Source organism: Chloracidobacterium thermophilum B (assembly GCF_000226295.1).
GTDB lineage: Bacteria > Acidobacteriota > Blastocatellia > Chloracidobacteriales > Chloracidobacteriaceae > Chloracidobacterium > Chloracidobacterium thermophilum.
The window spans coordinates 2,648,711-2,664,836 of record NC_016024.1 but is presented as its reverse complement, the minus strand read 5'-3'; the positions used below and the strand labels follow the sequence as shown (position 1 = coordinate 2,664,836).

17 protein-coding genes are annotated in these 16,126 nt (G+C 60.0%); 12 read left to right on the top strand and 5 right to left on the bottom strand.

Annotated features, from left to right (window positions below; genetic code table 11):
* Positions 1–39 precede the first annotated feature (39 nt).
* Positions 40–462: an Imm70 family immunity protein gene (locus CABTHER_RS11050; RefSeq protein WP_014100729.1), complete on the bottom strand. Its 423-nt coding sequence runs from the start codon at positions 460–462 to the stop codon at positions 40–42.
* A 157-nt stretch (positions 463–619) separates the two neighbouring features.
* Positions 620–817: a DNA gyrase inhibitor YacG gene (locus CABTHER_RS16705; RefSeq protein ID WP_081464862.1), complete on the bottom strand. Its 198-nt coding sequence runs from the start codon at positions 815–817 to the stop codon at positions 620–622.
* 207 nt (positions 818–1,024) lie between these two features.
* Here CABTHER_RS16705 and CABTHER_RS11045 point away from each other — a divergent pair, with 207 nt between their 5' ends.
* On the top strand, positions 1,025–1,243 hold the full coding sequence (locus tag CABTHER_RS11045; protein ID WP_014100726.1) for a hypothetical protein: 219 nt from the start codon (positions 1,025–1,027) through the stop codon (positions 1,241–1,243).
* 41 nt (positions 1,244–1,284) lie between these two features.
* On the opposite strand, the gene CABTHER_RS11040 is transcribed toward CABTHER_RS11045, so the two are convergent.
* Complete coding sequence (locus CABTHER_RS11040) at positions 1,285–1,791, bottom strand: NuoI/complex I 23 kDa subunit family protein (protein WP_014100725.1); 507 nt, start codon at positions 1,789–1,791, stop codon at positions 1,285–1,287.
* A 123-nt stretch (positions 1,792–1,914) separates the two neighbouring features.
* Positions 1,915–2,529 carry an RdgB/HAM1 family non-canonical purine NTP pyrophosphatase gene (gene rdgB, locus CABTHER_RS11035; RefSeq protein ID WP_014100724.1) on the bottom strand — a complete coding sequence of 205 codons (615 nt, stop codon included), beginning with the start codon at positions 2,527–2,529 and terminating at the stop codon, positions 1,915–1,917.
* A gap of 311 nt (positions 2,530–2,840) precedes the next feature.
* On the opposite strand from rdgB, the gene rpoD reads away from it, so the two are divergent.
* From rpoD to CABTHER_RS10995, 8 genes are all read left to right on the top strand, one after another.
* Positions 2,841–4,517 (top strand): RNA polymerase sigma factor RpoD, encoded by a 1,677-nt coding sequence (gene rpoD, locus CABTHER_RS11030; protein ID WP_014100723.1) that lies wholly within the window; start codon positions 2,841–2,843, stop codon positions 4,515–4,517.
* A gap of 87 nt (positions 4,518–4,604) precedes the next feature.
* Entirely contained in the window at positions 4,605–5,402 is a 798-nt protein-coding gene (locus tag CABTHER_RS11025) for an RDD family protein (protein ID WP_041569214.1), read from the top strand.
* A gap of 2 nt (positions 5,403–5,404) precedes the next feature.
* On the top strand, positions 5,405–6,679 hold the full coding sequence (locus CABTHER_RS16050; protein ID WP_014100721.1) for a rhomboid family intramembrane serine protease: 1,275 nt from the start codon (positions 5,405–5,407) through the stop codon (positions 6,677–6,679).
* A gap of 144 nt (positions 6,680–6,823) precedes the next feature.
* A complete protein-coding gene (locus tag CABTHER_RS11015) occupies positions 6,824–7,906 on the top strand; it encodes a lysophospholipid acyltransferase family protein (protein ID WP_228374053.1) in 1,083 nt (360 codons plus the stop codon).
* A 52-nt stretch (positions 7,907–7,958) separates the two neighbouring features.
* Entirely contained in the window at positions 7,959–8,351 is a 393-nt protein-coding gene (locus CABTHER_RS11010; RefSeq protein ID WP_014100719.1) for a response regulator, read from the top strand.
* Between the two features lie 38 nt (positions 8,352–8,389).
* On the top strand, positions 8,390–8,941 hold the full coding sequence (locus CABTHER_RS11005; protein WP_014100718.1) for a hypothetical protein: 552 nt from the start codon (positions 8,390–8,392) through the stop codon (positions 8,939–8,941).
* Between the two features lie 155 nt (positions 8,942–9,096).
* On the top strand, positions 9,097–9,855 hold the full coding sequence (locus CABTHER_RS11000) for a zinc ribbon domain-containing protein (protein WP_014100717.1): 759 nt from the start codon (positions 9,097–9,099) through the stop codon (positions 9,853–9,855).
* 100 nt (positions 9,856–9,955) lie between these two features.
* A complete protein-coding gene (locus CABTHER_RS10995; RefSeq protein WP_148264042.1) occupies positions 9,956–10,747 on the top strand; it encodes a hypothetical protein in 792 nt (263 codons plus the stop codon).
* A 68-nt stretch (positions 10,748–10,815) separates the two neighbouring features.
* Here the strand turns inward: CABTHER_RS10995 and CABTHER_RS10990 are convergent, their stop codons facing one another.
* Positions 10,816–11,175, bottom strand: coding sequence for a roadblock/LC7 domain-containing protein (locus CABTHER_RS10990; protein WP_014100715.1), 360 nt, complete (start codon positions 11,173–11,175; stop codon positions 10,816–10,818).
* A 370-nt stretch (positions 11,176–11,545) separates the two neighbouring features.
* Here CABTHER_RS10990 and CABTHER_RS10985 point away from each other — a divergent pair, with 370 nt between their 5' ends.
* The 3 genes from CABTHER_RS10985 (at position 11,546) to CABTHER_RS10975 (ending at position 16,124) form a co-directional block, all read left to right on the top strand.
* Entirely contained in the window at positions 11,546–11,782 is a 237-nt protein-coding gene (locus CABTHER_RS10985; protein WP_014100714.1) for a ferredoxin, read from the top strand.
* 105 nt (positions 11,783–11,887) lie between these two features.
* The gene (bioA, locus tag CABTHER_RS10980; protein WP_049787503.1) at positions 11,888–13,273 is read left to right on the top strand and encodes an adenosylmethionine--8-amino-7-oxononanoate transaminase; all 1,386 of its coding nucleotides are present in this window, start codon (positions 11,888–11,890) and stop codon (positions 13,271–13,273) included.
* 103 nt (positions 13,274–13,376) lie between these two features.
* Positions 13,377–16,124 carry a phosphoenolpyruvate carboxylase gene (locus CABTHER_RS10975; protein WP_014100712.1) on the top strand — a complete coding sequence of 916 codons (2,748 nt, stop codon included), beginning with the start codon at positions 13,377–13,379 and terminating at the stop codon, positions 16,122–16,124.
* Positions 16,125–16,126 lie beyond the last annotated feature (2 nt).

Below are 16,126 nucleotides of genomic sequence, written 5' to 3'. Positions count from 1 at the left end.
TGTCGGTTTCCTCAGCAGGTTGAAGTGTAAAACGATGGGTTATGCCATACGGCGGATGCGTACGTCATGGCGAACTTCGATGCTGCGATTGAAGGCCTGCCGGAGTACGGCAAACAGGTGCTCCTCGGTCGGTGTAAAGAAGCACTCGGCGGCGCAGGAGGTGTTTTCCAGCGCGCCTTCTGCCCATGGGGGCTGCCGGTCGAGGTCGTCGTAGTCCCAGATGATGTCCTCCGGCGGCATCATCTCAAAGCCGAGCTGGATGGCGTCGAGTTCGCTCAGGGCTTCGGGGGCGTCGGTGTAGCGCAGCCGTCCTTTGTAAAAGTCCAGCATGATGCGTGGATACACACTCCCCCAAGCGTCGTTTTCCAGGCGGTAGGCGATGGTCGAGAAAAAGCAGTGGAAAAAGGACGGGGAGCCGACTTCGTAGCGTTTGGTGTCCACCCAGAGAACAATGCGGAGCATGGTGGTCAGTGCCTCATGGGTCAGGTCTGTCCGCCGGCGCGGTGACGGTTGCTGGTGCGCAACGTCGGCCGGTTCATCTCAGAGCGCCCGCGCAAGGTGATTGGCATCAAAAGCGCTTTCTCATCAAAGGCACTCCGTTGCCGGGCAGTTTCCCCTTTCACTCATCCTGAAGGGACGATTCGGTTTCCGGTGTCGGCTCGGTTTCCGGTGTCGGCGGCTCGCTCACCGGCAGGCTGTAGCGTTCGGTCAGCCAGTTGCCCAAGTCCCGCATCTGGCAGGCTTCGGAGCAGAAGGGACGGGTGGGATTTCCAGCCCACGTGGTTACGGTCCCGCAAATCGGACAGCGCAAAACCATGAAGCCTCACCTCCTTGGCCGTGTGAAAAACATCTGTGGACCACACCGTTTCTGCCCGCCGGAGTCAATGTGGCAGCGGGAGAAAGGCGTCCGGCATTCTGGACAGAACACCAATGCCCATGGGAATATGCGCTTTCGCACGTGCGCCAGGCAAGGTGCGAGCATCCCAAAACACAACGAAATCAGGTTTGGATAGCGTTTGACCTTATGTCCGAAGCAGCTCAGTCCGAAATCAGCCCGGAGCAGAAAACCTACAGCGCCGTCGAGAAAAACGGCGTTGTCACCGCAATCTGGGAAATGGTTGGCAACAAGCACATTCGTACCATTGATCCCCGCAGCCGCGAAGGCCGGGCCCTGCTGGCACACTACCAATCACAAAAAGAAGAGACCCAGGAAAACGCGGCAAATGCCGCCACTGGTGCGTAAACAGCCTGCACTTATGGGGCCTGCACTTTTGGGGTTGGCGGTCAGGCGTCGCTGCGAAGCGTCAGGTTTCGCGTCTTTTCGCGCTCCAGGTTGGACAACAGGTATTCCTTGTCCTTGACCAAGTCGGCAAAGTTCGTCACGGCCATTTCAAAGTTGTGGCCGTGCTTGATGGCGTCTTTCGGGCAGGCCTCGACGCAGTAGCCGCACAGAATGCACCGCCCATAGTCAATGTTATAGACACGGGCGTAACGCGGTTCCATGCCCGGACGCTCCGCGTAGGGCCGGAGGTCTTCGTCCGCTTCGATGTAGATGGCATCGGCCGGGCAGGCCGCGGCGCAGAGAAAACAGGCCACACAGCGCTCCTTGCCGTTTTCGTCCCGCGCCAGATAGTGCTCGCCCCGAAAGCGTGGATACAGCTCAACCGGCACGTCGGGGTACTGGCGGGTGAGTTTTTGCTTCGGGATGTAGCTCAGGGTCACGGCCATGCCTTGGGCAATGGCGCGGACGGTTTTTGCCGCCTCGAAAATTTCAGACAGGATGGAAGACATCGGCCAGACTCCTCGTATGAAGGCAGAACGCTCGTCCTAAAACCATGCCTGGAACGGCCGGTTGTCTCAAGTCCTGCCGGTGGAAGTGCGAACGCGGCGATCTGCCGCCGGCCGCGCTGCCCGTTACGGAAGACGGTTCCCAAAACCCGCCCGAAGATGGTCCACGAGCGCCTGGGCGGCGCGTGCCCGGTGGCTGTAAACCGCCTTTTCTGCCGGGGTCATCTCGGCAAAGGTGCGCGTGTCGCCAGTGGGAATAAACAGCGGGTCATAGCCAAACCCGCAGGAGCCACGCGGGGCCTCGGTCAGCGTACCGGTACAGATGCCGGTAAAGCATGCCTCCTTGGTTTCCGTGACCAGCGCCAGGACACAGACAAACCGGGCCGTACGCCGTTCGGCCGGGATGTCACGCAGCGCCGCCAGAAGTTTGGCCACGTTGTCGGCATCGGACGCCTGCTCACCGGCATAACGTGCCGAGAAAACGCCGGGCGCGCCACCCAGGGCATCCACGCATAGCCCGGAGTCGTCGGCGATGACCCAGCCGCCGGTCTGCGCCTGAACGGCACGTGCCTTGAGCCGCGCATTTTCCTCGAATGTGGTGCCGGTTTCGGGTACGGGAGGCAGGGACGGGAAAGCGTCAAGGCCGATGACCTGCCGGGTCACGCCGGCGAGCAGGTGGCGAAACTCGTGCAATTTCCCGGCGTTCCGGGTGGCCAGGATGAGCGGCACGGAAAGAGACATGGCACGGCTCCGGCTGGATTTCAGAGTTGCCGGCAAAAGCGGCACGGACGGGAAACTTTGAGACAGGTACAAGCGTCTATGAACCCATGCGTGGGAAGGCCGCGCGCAAGTGGTGAAAGTGGATGTGTACCATCCGTCATGGAACACACAGTGTCCACAGGGTGAAATGAGTATGCTGGTTCGAGACTCTTGCGCCCGATGAAAAGCCGATTGATGCGACAGACGGCGCAACGTATCCTGACGGTGATTGACCCAAGTTTACCAACTACAGCCACAAGAGCAAGCATTTCCTGTTCCAGACCCACACAGCCATGCGACTCGACCTCAAAGAAAATCTGATGGACAGCGACACTGACCCGACAGCGGAAGGCGCCCTTCCGGCTCTCGACCTCGAAAAGTTTCTGGCCGAGATAGATTCCACGGCGTCCGAAGAGGACGACTTCATCCTGGACAGCGAAGCGGAAGACACGGAAGAACTCGAAGAAGCCATTGAAGATGCTGAAAGCGGCGTGACGCCGCCGCCCGACCTGTCAGCTTCCGAAAGCGACCGCTCGCTCGATGCGATGACGTTGTACCTGCGCGAGATGAGCAATGTTGCCCTGCTGACCCGCGAGGACGAAGTCAACATTGCCAAGCGGATCGAGCGCGGCCGCCGGCGGCTCTACAAGGCTCACTCGCGGTCACTCATCGTTGCCGAGCAGTTGGAAGAGATCGCCGAGCAACTTAAAGAACGCAAAATCGGCATCCGGCAGGTCATTGACACCTCGGACTCGGATGCCGAGGACATCACGCTGGAAAATGAAGAACGTTACCTGATCGAAACCATCGAGCGGTTCCAGACCATTTCACGCATGCTGGCGCACATCCGCGAAGAAGCCGCCAAAATTGAGAAGGAGCGCAAGCGCGCGCCGCGCAAAGCCCAGCAGCGCTACCGGAAATATCTCCGCAAGCGGGTTGAGCTGTCGCGGCTCATCCGCAGCGTGCTTTTTTCCGACCAGATACGGCAGAAGTTTAACGACCGTATCCGGGCTGTGGTGCGGCAGATTCAGGATGCCGAGCGCAAGATTGAAAACGCCCAGGCGGCGCTGAAAGACAAGCAGCGGCGCGCACGCATTGATGAAGCGGAAACACGTGCCCAGATTGAGCAGGCGCAAAAGGTCATTGCAGACATCGAGAAGCGCTACCTCGAACCAGCCAGCCGCATCAAAGGTTCACTGCGGGAAATTTTCTCTTCGACTGAGGAAGCCGAAAAAGCCCGGCGCGAGATGATCGAAGCCAACCTGCGGCTCGTCGTCTCGATTGCCAAAAACTACATCAACCGCTCGCGGGGCTTGCAGTTTTCCGACCTCATTCAGGAAGGCAACATTGGGCTGATGCGTGCGGTGGAGAAGTTTGACTATCGGCGGGGTTACAAGTTCTCGACCTATGCCACGTGGTGGATTCGCCAGGCGGTGACCCGCGCCATTGCCGACCAGGGCCGGACGATTCGTGTTCCGGTGCACATGGTTGAAACCATCAACAAGATTGTTCGTACGGCGCGGCTGATGGTTCAGGAGCTGGGCCGTGAACCCACGCACGAAGAGCTGGCCCAGCGCACGGATTTGCCGGTTGTCAAGGTTCGGCAGGCACTCAAGATTGCCCAGGAACCTATCAGCTTGGAAACGCCCATCGGCGATGACGGCGAATCCAACCTGGGCAGCTTCATCGAAGACCGCAACAGTCTCAATCCGGCGGAAATGATCGTCGGCAAGGGCCTGCGGGAAGCCACGCTGGAGGTGCTCAGCACGCTCACCCAACGCGAGGCACAAATCCTCAAGATGCGTTTCGGGCTGGATGGAGACGGTCAGGAACGCACCCTGGAGGAAGTCGGGCGGCACTTTTCTGTCACCCGTGAGCGTATCCGCCAGATCGAAGCCAAAGCCCTGCGCAAGCTCCGCCATCCGTCGCGGAGCCGGAAACTCAAGACCTTCTTTGATGATGGTCAGTAACTGTAGCTTTTTCCAGTAATGGGAACGGCAGACTGCCGTCCGGGGCTCTTGCCAAGGCAGGTCCTGGACGGCAGTATCACTTATGCCATGCGGCTCGACAACCAACTCATCATCGAAACCCCGGAGCGCGTCGAGCTGCGGTTTGCGCTCGCCAACGTCGGCAGCCGCTTTCTGGCGGCCCTCATCGATCACGGTATTCAGCTTCTGACCCTGTTTGTTCTTGGCCTTTTTGTCGCCCAGATCAATGACGTTTTCCGTGACCTCCAGTTGAGCCGCTCCGTTGAGTTGTGGCTGCTGGCACTTCTGGTCCTCGTGTCCTTTCTGATTTATTTTGGCTACTTTGCCATCTTTGAAACGGTGTGGAACGGCCAAACCCCAGGCAAGCGGTGGCTGCGGTTGCGGGTGATTCGGATTGACGGCCGTCCGATCGGTTTTTTTGAGGCGCTGGTGCGCAACGTTCTGCGCACCGTGGATTTTCTGCCGAGCGGTTATGCTTTGGGAGTGATGAGCATTATGCTGCACCGGGAAGCCCGGCGGTTGGGCGATCTCGTCGCTGGCACGATCGTTGTCAAAGAACGCCTGGGCACAACCCCGGCGCTCGATCAGGTACTGGCTACGCATGCTGCCGATGTTCAGCGCCAGCCGCAGGAAGTGATGGATGACATCGGCAATATCCAGGCCCTGACAGCCGATGACATCGCGGCGGTGGAGCGCTTTCTGCTGCGCCGTTCAACCCTGCCTGAACAAGCCCGGCCGTGGATGGCGGCCCGGATTGCCGCTCCGATCAGTCGGCGGCTGGGCGTCCCGCCGCCACTGGCCCCGGAGCCGTTCCTGGAAGCCGTGGACCGGCAGTACCGCGCACGGGCGAAGTACCTCGTGGATTAGTGATGGAACCTGTGACCGAGCGCCCTTTGCGCGTCTGCCACCAATGCGGACTGCTTACCCCCGGCAGCGTGTTGCGTTGCCTGGAATGTGGCGCGCTGCCGCCTGAAGTGGAACAGGAGCAGCGGGAACGCCAGCGGGCTGCCAGGTTTGTCGAAGCGGTGTTTTTCCGGCGCGCTCCACTCAGCTACGTACTCATCGGCATCAACGTGGCGATGTTTCTGCTGACGGCCTTTGCCGGCGGCTCGACCGACCCGGACGTACTGACGGCCTTTGGCGCCTGCAACCGGAAGCTCATTGATCAGGGGGAAGTGTGGCGCCTGGTCGTTCCCATGTTTCTGCACATCGGGATGATTCACCTGCTGGCCAATATGTACGCCCTCTGGGTGCTCGGTCCGCAGTTGGAATCGCTTTACGGGTCGGCGCGTTTCACCATCCTGTATCTGCTTTCCGGGATTGGAGGGTTCGTGGCGAGCTATTTTTTCGCCCATCCCGAAAGCATTGGGGCCGGTGCTTCCGGGGCGCTCTTTGGCATGTTTGGTGCGTTGCTCGTGTTTGTTTACAAGTACCGCGCCGAAATCCCGCCGATGGTCCGGGCCACGATGCAACGCGGCGTCTGGCTTACTCTGATCATCAATCTCGTCATCACCTTTTCCATTCCTTTCATCAGCCGGTCGGGTCACGTGGGTGGACTGCTGACTGGCATTGGACTGGCACTGTTTATCCCATACTCACCGCCGAACGAACGAAAAACGCCGACCGTCTGGCGCGTGTGGCAAATCGTGCTCATGGCCGTTGTCGCCCTCTGCTTTGGGCTGATGTTTTGGAATTACCGGGGCGACCCGCCATCGCTGGCGCGCTTTCTGGCTGGGGCCAACGTATTCCCGGAAAACAAAACGATCAGCCGTTTTGCCGAGGCCTGCAACGAAGGGGAGCGGGTGTACCGCCGCATTGTACAGCACCTTGAAACCGGGCAGCCCGTCCCGCCAGAGACGCTGGCAGCCAGTGCGGCGGCCCGTCAACGGCTCAAGCAACTGCGCCCCTTCAATGCCGGCGCAACGCGACTCGCCGATGAACTGCATGACCTGCTGGAAGAGCAGGCGCGGATGCTGACCGAGCCGATCTCACCCCAGGCCGTTGAGCAGATGCGGGAGCGTCTTGCCATCTACGAGCAGCATCAACAGCAGTGGATTGCCGAAGAAGGCGCACAGTACGGACTGGAGTTCGTTCCCTCGGCAGAAGCTGCCGCCAGACCTGACGGAAGCCCCGGCCGGGAATAACCTTTCCCTGGTTTTTCATCGCCGTGAAAATCCGTTGCCCACAGCCAAGCTCACGACTTATGCTCGTGTCGTTCTTGACTGCGTGGCATCTTTCAAAGCCTTGCCAGTTCTGTGCGCGGGCGGTGCGCCCCCAGGAGAAACGTCATGGCCCGTAAACGTTCGACGCTGCCGCCCCTCACCGTTATTTCCCCGGCAGACACGGCACCGGAAAAGCCCAAGCCGGCACCCCGGAAAAAAGTCCTTACTATTCAACGTCTGGACAATGAACCCACGCTCCGGTTATTGCCCACACCGGAGTCGCCTCCACCAACGGCAACACCTGCTGCGGCCCGGTTACGCCGTCGGTCCAAGCCACGCAACCTCCTGCCTACCGTCACCTCAAGTGGCTGGATGGCCGCCTTGGCTGACCGCTTGGTGGACGCTGAGGTGGATGCCAGGATGCGCCAGATTCCAACGGCGGTCAACGAGTATGGCTATGACTCCTGGGGACTGCACCCCGGAACAGCACGCTACGGATATTCCCTGTTTGCACGGCTCTACCGGCATTACTGGCGGGTACAAACCTACGGCATCGAGCATGTCCCTCCGGGACGTGTGTTGCTGATTGGCAACCATAGCGGGCAACTGCCCATTGATGGGGCCATGGTGGCGGTCGCCATGCTGCTTGAAGCCAATCCCCCCCGGCTGTGCCGTGCTATGGTGGAGCGGTGGTTCACCACAATGCCTTTGCTGGGCACCTTGCTTCAGCGCAGTGGTGCTATTGTTGGCGACCCACTCAACTGTGAGCGCCTGCTTCAGAAAGGCGAGGCCATTCTGGTTTTCCCGGAAGGTGCGCGCGGCTCCGGCAAGGTCTGGAAAGACCGCTACAAACTCGTCCGGTTTGGGCTGGGTTTTATGCGGCTGGCGCTGGCTACCAACACGCCCATTGTTCCCTTTGGCGTAATTGGCGGCGAAGAACAGGCCCCCAGTTTTGTGGACTGCAAACCGCTCGCCAGGCTGCTCGGCATGCCGTATTTCCCCATTACGCCGACCTTCCCCTGGCTGGGTGTGTTGGGGATGATTCCTTTTCCGACCAAATATCGCATCTACTTCGGCGAACCGCTCATCTTTCGCGGCGACCCGGATGACCGCGACGAGGTCATTCAACGTAAGGTGGACCGGGTCAAACGCGAAATTCGTCGCCTCATTGATCGCGGTCTTGAAGAGCGCGAAGGCATCTTTTTTTGACGTTCCCTCCAGGAACGTAAGACACCTTGGTTAGCCTCTGCACAGCACACCCATGACCGACACCAAAAAACACGTTCTTGTTGTGGATGATGATGCCGATGTCCGTGAACTGCTGACTGAACTGCTGACCCACGATGGCTATGAAGTGACCGCCGTGGAGGATGGCATCGGCGCGATGATGCTGCTCAAAAAGCGTGTCCCGGACCTGATCATCCTCGACATCATGATGCCGGTGATTGATGGAACACACCTGATCGAGGTCATTCGCGCTGCCGACAACCCGGAACTATGGCAGGTGCCGATTCTGATTTGCTCGGCGTCCGAGAAGATTGATGAGGTTCTGGCTTCGTCGGAATTCAACCTTGCCCCTGAAGACTGCGTGCGTAAACCTTTCGAGATAGCCGATCTGTTGCGCCGGGTGGCAGACCGGACGGGACGCGCCTAGCCAAGGCAACAGGGTTGGGCAACTCGGAGGTGACTTTCATGGGCTGGCTTTCTTTCTTTGGAAAAAAAGACCCCACACCCAAACGTAAGACCCGCGCCCTGGCCGATTTGAGCGCCGGAGACACAATCGTTCTTTCCCCGACGAGTCCGCTTCCGGGCCGGTGGGTCATTGACAAAGCCCATCGCTTTGTGGACATCGGGCAACAAACTCTGGTGTTCTGGCAGTTTGAAGTCACGGATGGCGAACGGCGTCATTTCATCGAGGTTCATCAGCCCAACCCTCAAGACACGACCGGCCGCGCCGTGGTTTCCTTTCCCCTTGATCCGACCGAGTATGGCGAGGTCGAAGCGTTGGAACTGGACCCGGAATCACCGCCGGAGCAACTCACCTGGCGCCAGCGGGATTACCAGCTCGTAGCCGCGCGCAATCTGCGGTTCTACCGCAACACAGGCGAACACCCACGCGACATGCTGCACCTGGAATATGCTACCGAAGCCGGCCGGCGAACGCTGACCTTCGAGTTTTGGTCGCGTACCGGGACGCCGGTCACGTCGGAGGGTCTCTGCCTGCTGCCCGACGAAATCGAATGAGTTGGTTGTGGCGGTGAGCCTCGACCGCCTCTCCTGAGAGCACTCTCACCCGGAATGCAAGGAAACCTCCACTGGGTTGCGGTTCCTTGCTTCGCTTGGAACAAGGTAGTAGTCTCCAATCCCGCATTCCTGTCCCATCCCGATAGGAGGTATCCGTGAGTCAGGACTTGGAACTGCTCATCGCTCTACAGGAAACAGACCGTCAACTGGCTGAGTGTCAGACCAAAACCCGTCAGTTCGCTGCCGAACGTCAAAGGATTGAATCCGAGTTTCAGCAACAGATAGCTGCCTTTACAGCCGCCCAGACCAATCTTGATGCTGTCCGTCGTCGCCTCCGTGACCTCGAAAGCGATCTTGCGCATTTCCAGTCCCTGTTTGCCAAATATACGGCGGACCTTCAGCGCGTCCGCAATCAACGCGAATACGAAACGGCCATCCGGGAAATAGATATGGCCAAAAAATCTGTGGCGCAGTGCGAGTCCAGAATTGCTGAAGCCCGCGCCGAAGCGGCCAAACTCGAAGCCGAAGTCGCTCTACATGCTCCCGAAATTGAAAAGCGCCGGGCTGAAACCGATGCCGCCTTGGCCGAAAATGCCCGGGCTGAGGCTACCTATCTGGCGGAAGTCGAACAGATCCGTGCTCGACGGCGCGAAATGGAGGCCAAGATTTCAAAAACGTGGCTCACCAACTACACCCGCGTGGCCAAACTCCGGGGCGGACACGCCTTGGCGCAGGTCATCAATGGCACTTGTTCGGCCTGCCGGATGCGGCTGCGTCCACAGGTCTATAGTCTGGTGCGGCAGGGAATTGGTATCCACACCTGTGACAGTTGCGGACGCATTCTCTTCTACCGCCCGGAAGGGAGTGCGACAGCCTCTGCCGAACAGGTTGCTGCAGCAGGCGCCGACTCCTGACACGGACGGAACCATAACACCGGACGGGGCAAGCCTTATGAGCGCGGACCTCTCCGGCTGCGCAGGCAGGAACTGACCCGGCGGTGAAAAGGGGGAAGTCGTGTTCGAGCGATTTTTGAGAGCGCTTTTCACCACGGCCTTTATCGGCATTGGGCTGCTCATCGTGTTTGCCGTCACGGCCTGGATGAGCGGCTGGCAGATGCCGGCACTCACTCCGGGGCTGGCACTCGACATCGGCATGGGTGTCGTTTGCCTGATATGGCTGTTGCTCATTCTGACCGTTCCATGGGACATCCACTTCCAGGCCAAATCCGTCCAGTTCGAGCTGGAGCGCTCGCGTGAGGCCGGGCTGACCGTCAGTGACGAGCGGTTGGCTTACGTCAAACGGACGCAACGTACGACGCTCTGGGTGGCCCTTGGGCTGCACGTGCTTTCAGCCCTCGTCATTGGCGGACTTGCCTATTTCACCCGTGGCAGCGTGGGATACTGGTTTGCCGGGTTCTACCTGGTCACGATGGTCTTTCGTCCGTTTGGCGCGGCGTATGACTACCTGCACCGCAAGCTGACGGACATCGGCGAAGAAGCCCGGTTTCCACGCGACGACACCATGAAGCTCAAACATGACCTCGCGGAGGTCAAGGCTGAGTTGGGGGAACTCCGCAGCCAGGTCAAACAGATTGCCGACGAGTTGGCGACTCTGGCCACCAGCAGCGCCAAAACGCACCAGGATATTCTCGCCCTTCAGCACACCATTGAGCGGGCTGAGCAGTCCTTCAAAAGTCGGATTGGCCAGATGAGCGATGAAATCGAGCGGACTCTGACCCGTACCTTTGACCAGCAGGACATCGTCAACGGACTGCGCGCCTTTGCCCGTCTCATCAAATCAGCCTGAGCCGTTGTGACCTGCCGACCTGGGCTTACAGGACCTGAGCCACGGAAAGTGGCCACCGGCCAGCTTGGTCATCCGATTTCTTCGAGCAGGGCCGGCATCGCCTGCTCCAGCAGCCACAGGGCATAGCCGACATTGGACTCACGCGCCAGAACGAGCACCAGAAAGTAGTTCTCTGGAAACAGTTTCAGGATACAAACGGCCTCGTCGTACGTGCAGACAATAGTACGGATGTTTTCCAGCAGGCTTCGCAGTCCAAACCGGCGGTAGTTGCCCACGGTAATGCCGTGGTAGGCTGCCAACAAGGGCAGCGTTTCAAAGTCGCCGACAGTCTGACGAAAGACAATTTCCCCGTCATCGGCGAGGAAGGCCCACCCACGTGCTCCCTCAATCCGGTCGAGCACGCCACGCATGATGGTCTCGAAAGACATACTTGGTCGAACGGAACGGTCTGGGTACAAACTCGGTGTGTCGTTGCACGCTACCCATGTAGCTGCCCGGCGTCAAATGACCCTGCGGAAACCTGGCCGATTTGGCTCCAAGTCTCATTCAATTGTCTGCTACCAAACACATCCTTGGCGACGATGTCCATACCGTGTTGTTCCCCGTTGGCGGTTCCCCACCCTACAGGACAACAGCCGGAAGTTTTTTCAATGAAAGTATTGAAAAAACTTCCCGTCTTGCACTAGCTTCACGCCATCGGCAGTATCCGGCAGTCGGAGTGACGAACGCCGGAAGAACTAGCGTGCCGGGGTTCTGCCACTTCTGACGACTCAACTTCCCTGAATGAGGTACCAAGCAATGGCATCGGTTGAAGACAAGTATCCAGACAACGTACCTGGGATGTTCTACGTGGACACCCAGTGCATTGACTGCGACGTGTGCCGCGATACGGCACCCAACAACTTCACGCGCAACGACGATGGTGGCTATTCCTACGTTTACAAACAGCCTGAAAACGATGAGGAAATGGAGCAGTGCATGGAAGCCATGGATGCCTGCCCGGTGGAAGCCATTGGCAACGACGGCGCTGAGTGAACCCACCTGCACTTGATTTCAACGGCCGTTGCCTGAACACAGGTAACGGCCTTCATTTTTGCCAGCGTTTTCGCTAAACAGGCCGGCGTGAGGTCACAAGCGCCTATGTCTGCTGCCCGTCCTGATAGTCTGTCGTCCCACTTGCGGTTGGAAGCCCTCGACAAAGCCCATCTCTGGCATCCCTTCACACAGATGCAGGGATGGCAGGCGACACGCCCGCTCATCATTGAACGTGCCGAGGGCTGCTACCTCTACGATCTTGAAGGCCGGCGTTACCTGGATGGGGTATCCAGTCTGTGGGTGACCACTCATGGACACCGCACTCCTGAACTCGATGCCGCCATCCGCCACCAGCTTGACAAGGTGGCACACACGACGCTTCTGGGCCTGACGCATCCACCGGCCATCGAACTGGCCGCCAGACTGGTGCAGCTTGCACCGTCTGGTCTTACCAGAGTGTTTTACTCGGACTCCGGTTCGACGGCTGTCGAGGTCGCCATCAAAATGGCTTTTCAATACTGGCGGCAGCGCTCAGACCCACGCCCACGGAAGACGAAGTTCATTCACCTGCGCGAGTCTTATCACGGTGATACGGTGGGAGCGGTCTCCGTCGGCGGGATTGCGCTCTTCCATGACCTGTACCGTCCGCTGCTGTTTGAGACGCTGACAGTGCCGGAGCCGCACTGCTATCGCTGCCCGCTGAAGCTTGAACGTCCAGGCTGTGGGATGGCCTGTGCGGAGGAACTGGGACGCATCCTGTCTGAGCACGCCGATGAAATTGCCGCAGTCATTATTGAGCCGGTCATGATGGGCGCGGCTGGCATGCTGGCCCAACCTGATGGCTACGTCCGGCGGGTGCGCGAGCTGTGTACGGCCTATGACGTGCTGCTGATATGTGATGAGGTGGCCACCGGCTTTGGTCGCACCGGCTGGATGTTTGCCTGTGAAGCCGAGGGCGTTGCGCCTGACCTGTTGTGCGTCGCCAAAGGGCTGACAGGCGGTTACTTACCGCTTGCCGCAACGCTGACTACAGAAGCTATCTACGCCGCTTTTCTGGGTGAGGCTGGGGAGTTCAAGACGTTCTTTCACGGGCATACCTACACGGGCAACCCGCTCGCCTGTGCCGTGGCGCTGGCGAATCTCGACCTGTTTGAGCAAAACCGGACGCTTGACCACGTGCGGACAGTTGCCAATCACCTGGCCTTGCGATTGGAGGAACTACGGACGCTGCCGCTCGTGGGGGACATCCGGCAGCGGGGCCTGATGGTGGGCATTGAACTTGTGGCCGACCGCGCAGCCCGAACACCCTTTCCGCCTGACCAGCTCATGGGCTATCGCGTGACAAACCGCTGCCGTGATTACGGAGTCATTCTCCGTCCACTCGGCAATGTCGTCGTTCTGATGCCGCCACTGGCGATTTCAACCGCACAAATAGACGAACTGGCGGATGTGTTGAAAACGGTTATCCCCGAAGTGGCGCAGTCGCTGTAACTTCCAAGTCTTAGGTGCCTCGCGGGGTGTCTGTTTTCGGCAGCCCACGCAGACGTGGGCGGCGACCAAAGCCCTTTCAAGAGAAAGGGAGGCAGGAAAGAGCATGACTGTGCCTACGGCTTCATCGGCGCTGGCTGACCTGGCCCGTGCCGAGCGCGACTATCGGTTTCTCGTGGCGTGTTTTCAGGAGGTTTTGTCGGAGACAGGCGCTCCAGAGCTGGCGCGGGCCCTCCCGATAGAGGGAACGGCACCTCTGCCAGAAACCTCTCATGAGCGTTTTGTTCAGGCCTGCTCGGTGGTTTTCCAACTGCTCAACATGGCCGAAGAAAATGCCGCTGCGCAAAACCGGCGGGCGCTTGAGTCCAGCGCCGGCTGTGCTGCCGAGCCGGGGCTGTGGGGCGCAGTGCTGCACAAGCTACGCCGCCAGGGACGGTCTGCGGCAGACATCCTGACGGCGCTCGCGCAGCTTCATGTCGAACCGGTTTTGACCGCCCATCCCACTGAGGCCAAGCGGGCGACCGTGCTGGAGCACCACCGGCGGCTTTACCTGCTTCTGGTCAAGCTCGAAAACTCGGTGTGGACGCCCAATGAACGCCGCGCCATCCGGGACGAGATCAAACGCGAACTGGAGCGTCTGTGGCGGACCGGTGAAATTTATCTCGAAAAACCGACGGTCGCCGACGAACTCCGCAACGTTCTCCATTACCTGACAACCACCCTGCCGGAAGCCGTTGGCTGGATGGACCGGCACTTGCTCGATGCCTGGGATGAACTGGGGATGGAGGCCGCGATGCGCCCGACAGACCCGGCACACCTGCCGCGTATCACGTTTGGCACATGGGTTGGAGGGGATCGTGATGGCCACCCGCTCGTCACCCCGGAAACGACCCGTGAGTCTCTGCACACGCTCCGCCAGGCTGCACTGCGGTTGTTCCGTTCCCGGCTGACAGAACTGGCGGCGCGGATGAGCCTTTCGGATCGCCGCCAGTCGCCGCCGGCGGCGCTGATGGCGTACCTGTCCACGGCGCGGGAAGCGCACGACCCGGTTCTCCAGTCGGCGCTGGAGCGAAACCCTTACGAGTCGTGGCGGCAGGCGGTCAACGTCATGCTGGCCCGCCTGCCAGGCGCAGAACTGGGCTGGCCGACAGCGCGCCAGCCCTACACTGCGGCATCGGAGCTGGCTGCCGATCTGCGCCTGCTGGGCGAGACGTTGCTTGCGGTTGGCGCAAAACGGTTGTGTGAATCAGAAGTCTGGCCGCTGCTCCGTCTGGTGGAAACGTTTGGATTTCACTTGGCGGTACTTGACATCCGGCAAAACAGCGCCGTGCATGAACAGGCGGTTGTCGAATGGCTCCGGGCCGCTGGCGTAGAAGCCGAATATGACCAGTGGGATGAAGCCCGCCGCTGCGCGTTTTGGGAAACGGAACTGGCCCAGACGCGACCGTTGGCCGTACTTGGCGCACCGCCTGGTGATGCCGCTGGGCGTGTGGTTGGCGCCCTGCAGGTGGCGGCTGAGTACGGCCAGCAATACGGTTGGTCAGGGCTGGGCGCGCTGATTGTGAGCATGACCCGCGCGACTTCCGATCTCCTGGCTGTGTACGGGCTGGCACGTGAAGCCGGGCTCACCATCTCCACGTCCGACGGACTGGTATGCCCGCTGCCGGTTGTTCCGCTTTTTGAAACCCTCGACGATTTGCGGCACAGCCCGGACATTCTGTCAGCTTTTCTGGACCATCCGATGACGCGCCGCAGTCTGGCCTGGATGCAGCGCCCCGGACAGCCGCCTGTGCAGCAGGTCATGATTGGTTACAGCGACAGCAACAAGGACGCCGGCGCTGTCGCCAGTCTGTGGGGACTTTACCGGGCCCAGCAGGCCTTGTCGGCTGTGGCCCAGGCGCGTGGGGTACTGCTGCGCTTCTTTCACGGTCGTGGTGGCACGCCGAGCCGTGGCGCCGGCCCCACCCATCGCTTTCTCAACGCTCTGCCGCCGGAGTCAGTGTCAGGACGCCTGCGGCTGACGGAACAGGGCGAAACAATTTCACAAAAATACGCCAACCTCATCACGGCCACCTACGAACTCGAACTGCTCACAGCCGGGATGCTTGAAACCTACCTGTTGGCGCAATCCACTACGAAAACACCCCACCCCCTTGAACCGGTGCTTGACTTCCTCGCCGACGAGAGTCACCGCGCCTACCGGGCGTTGCTGGAACTACCCGGCTTTCTGGAATTTTTTGCCCACGCCACGCCGATAGACGCCATTGAGGCCAGCCGAATCGGATCGCGCCCGTCACGCCGTACCGGAAAGCGTACCCTGGCTGACCTGCGCGCCATTCCCTGGGTTTTCAGTTGGAGCCAGGCACGGTTTTTTCTCTCCGGCTGGTACGGACTTGGCACGGCGCTGGACATGCTGGCCACACACCATCCGAAGTGGCTGATGCAACTGCGCCAGGAGGCCCTGCGGTGGTATCCAACCCGGCTGCTTCTGATGAATGCCGGCAGTCAGCTTCTTTTGGCTGACGCGGCCTGGATGCAAGCCTACGCCGAGTTGGTGCCTGATACCATCGCCCGAACGACTGTGCTTTCGACCATTCTGGCTGAGTTTGAGCGGACGCGCCGTGGCGTCGAGCAGGTTTTTGGCGTACCGCTTACGGAACGTCGCCAGCGAACGGCGCTTACGATGCAGCTCCGGCGGGCCGGGCTGGCAGCACTGCACCAGCGGCAGATTGAACTCCTCAAGGCCTGGCGCGCGGCCCGCGCGGCATCGGATGACACACAAAGCGAAAGCCTGCTGGTGGATCTGCTGTTGACCATCAACGCCATTTCAAGCGGTCTCAAGAGCACCGGCTGACG

Bases quoted from the DNA above. Each gene is read 5' to 3' on its own strand.
- CABTHER_RS11050 (WP_014100729.1), bottom strand. From the start codon at position 462: ATGCTCCGCATTGTTCTCTGGGTGGACACCAAACGCTACGAAGTCGGC.
- CABTHER_RS16705 (WP_081464862.1), bottom strand. From the start codon at position 817: ATGGTTTTGCGCTGTCCGATTTGCGGGACCGTAACCACGTGGGCTGGA.
- CABTHER_RS11045 (WP_014100726.1), top strand. From the start codon at position 1,025: ATGTCCGAAGCAGCTCAGTCCGAAATCAGCCCGGAGCAGAAAACCTAC.
- CABTHER_RS11040 (WP_014100725.1), bottom strand. From the start codon at position 1,791: ATGTCTTCCATCCTGTCTGAAATTTTCGAGGCGGCAAAAACCGTCCGC.
- rdgB (WP_014100724.1), bottom strand. From the start codon at position 2,529: ATGTCTCTTTCCGTGCCGCTCATCCTGGCCACCCGGAACGCCGGGAAA.
- rpoD (WP_014100723.1), top strand. From the start codon at position 2,841: ATGCGACTCGACCTCAAAGAAAATCTGATGGACAGCGACACTGACCCG.
- CABTHER_RS11025 (WP_041569214.1), top strand. From the start codon at position 4,605: ATGCGGCTCGACAACCAACTCATCATCGAAACCCCGGAGCGCGTCGAG.
- CABTHER_RS16050 (WP_014100721.1), top strand. From the start codon at position 5,405: ATGGAACCTGTGACCGAGCGCCCTTTGCGCGTCTGCCACCAATGCGGA.
- CABTHER_RS11015 (WP_228374053.1), top strand. From the start codon at position 6,824: ATGGCCCGTAAACGTTCGACGCTGCCGCCCCTCACCGTTATTTCCCCG.
- CABTHER_RS11010 (WP_014100719.1), top strand. From the start codon at position 7,959: ATGACCGACACCAAAAAACACGTTCTTGTTGTGGATGATGATGCCGAT.
- CABTHER_RS11005 (WP_014100718.1), top strand. From the start codon at position 8,390: ATGGGCTGGCTTTCTTTCTTTGGAAAAAAAGACCCCACACCCAAACGT.
- CABTHER_RS10990 (WP_014100715.1), bottom strand. From the start codon at position 11,175: ATGTCTTTCGAGACCATCATGCGTGGCGTGCTCGACCGGATTGAGGGA.
- CABTHER_RS10985 (WP_014100714.1), top strand. From the start codon at position 11,546: ATGGCATCGGTTGAAGACAAGTATCCAGACAACGTACCTGGGATGTTC.
- bioA (WP_049787503.1), top strand. From the start codon at position 11,888: ATGTCTGCTGCCCGTCCTGATAGTCTGTCGTCCCACTTGCGGTTGGAA.
- CABTHER_RS10975 (WP_014100712.1), top strand. From the start codon at position 13,377: ATGACTGTGCCTACGGCTTCATCGGCGCTGGCTGACCTGGCCCGTGCC.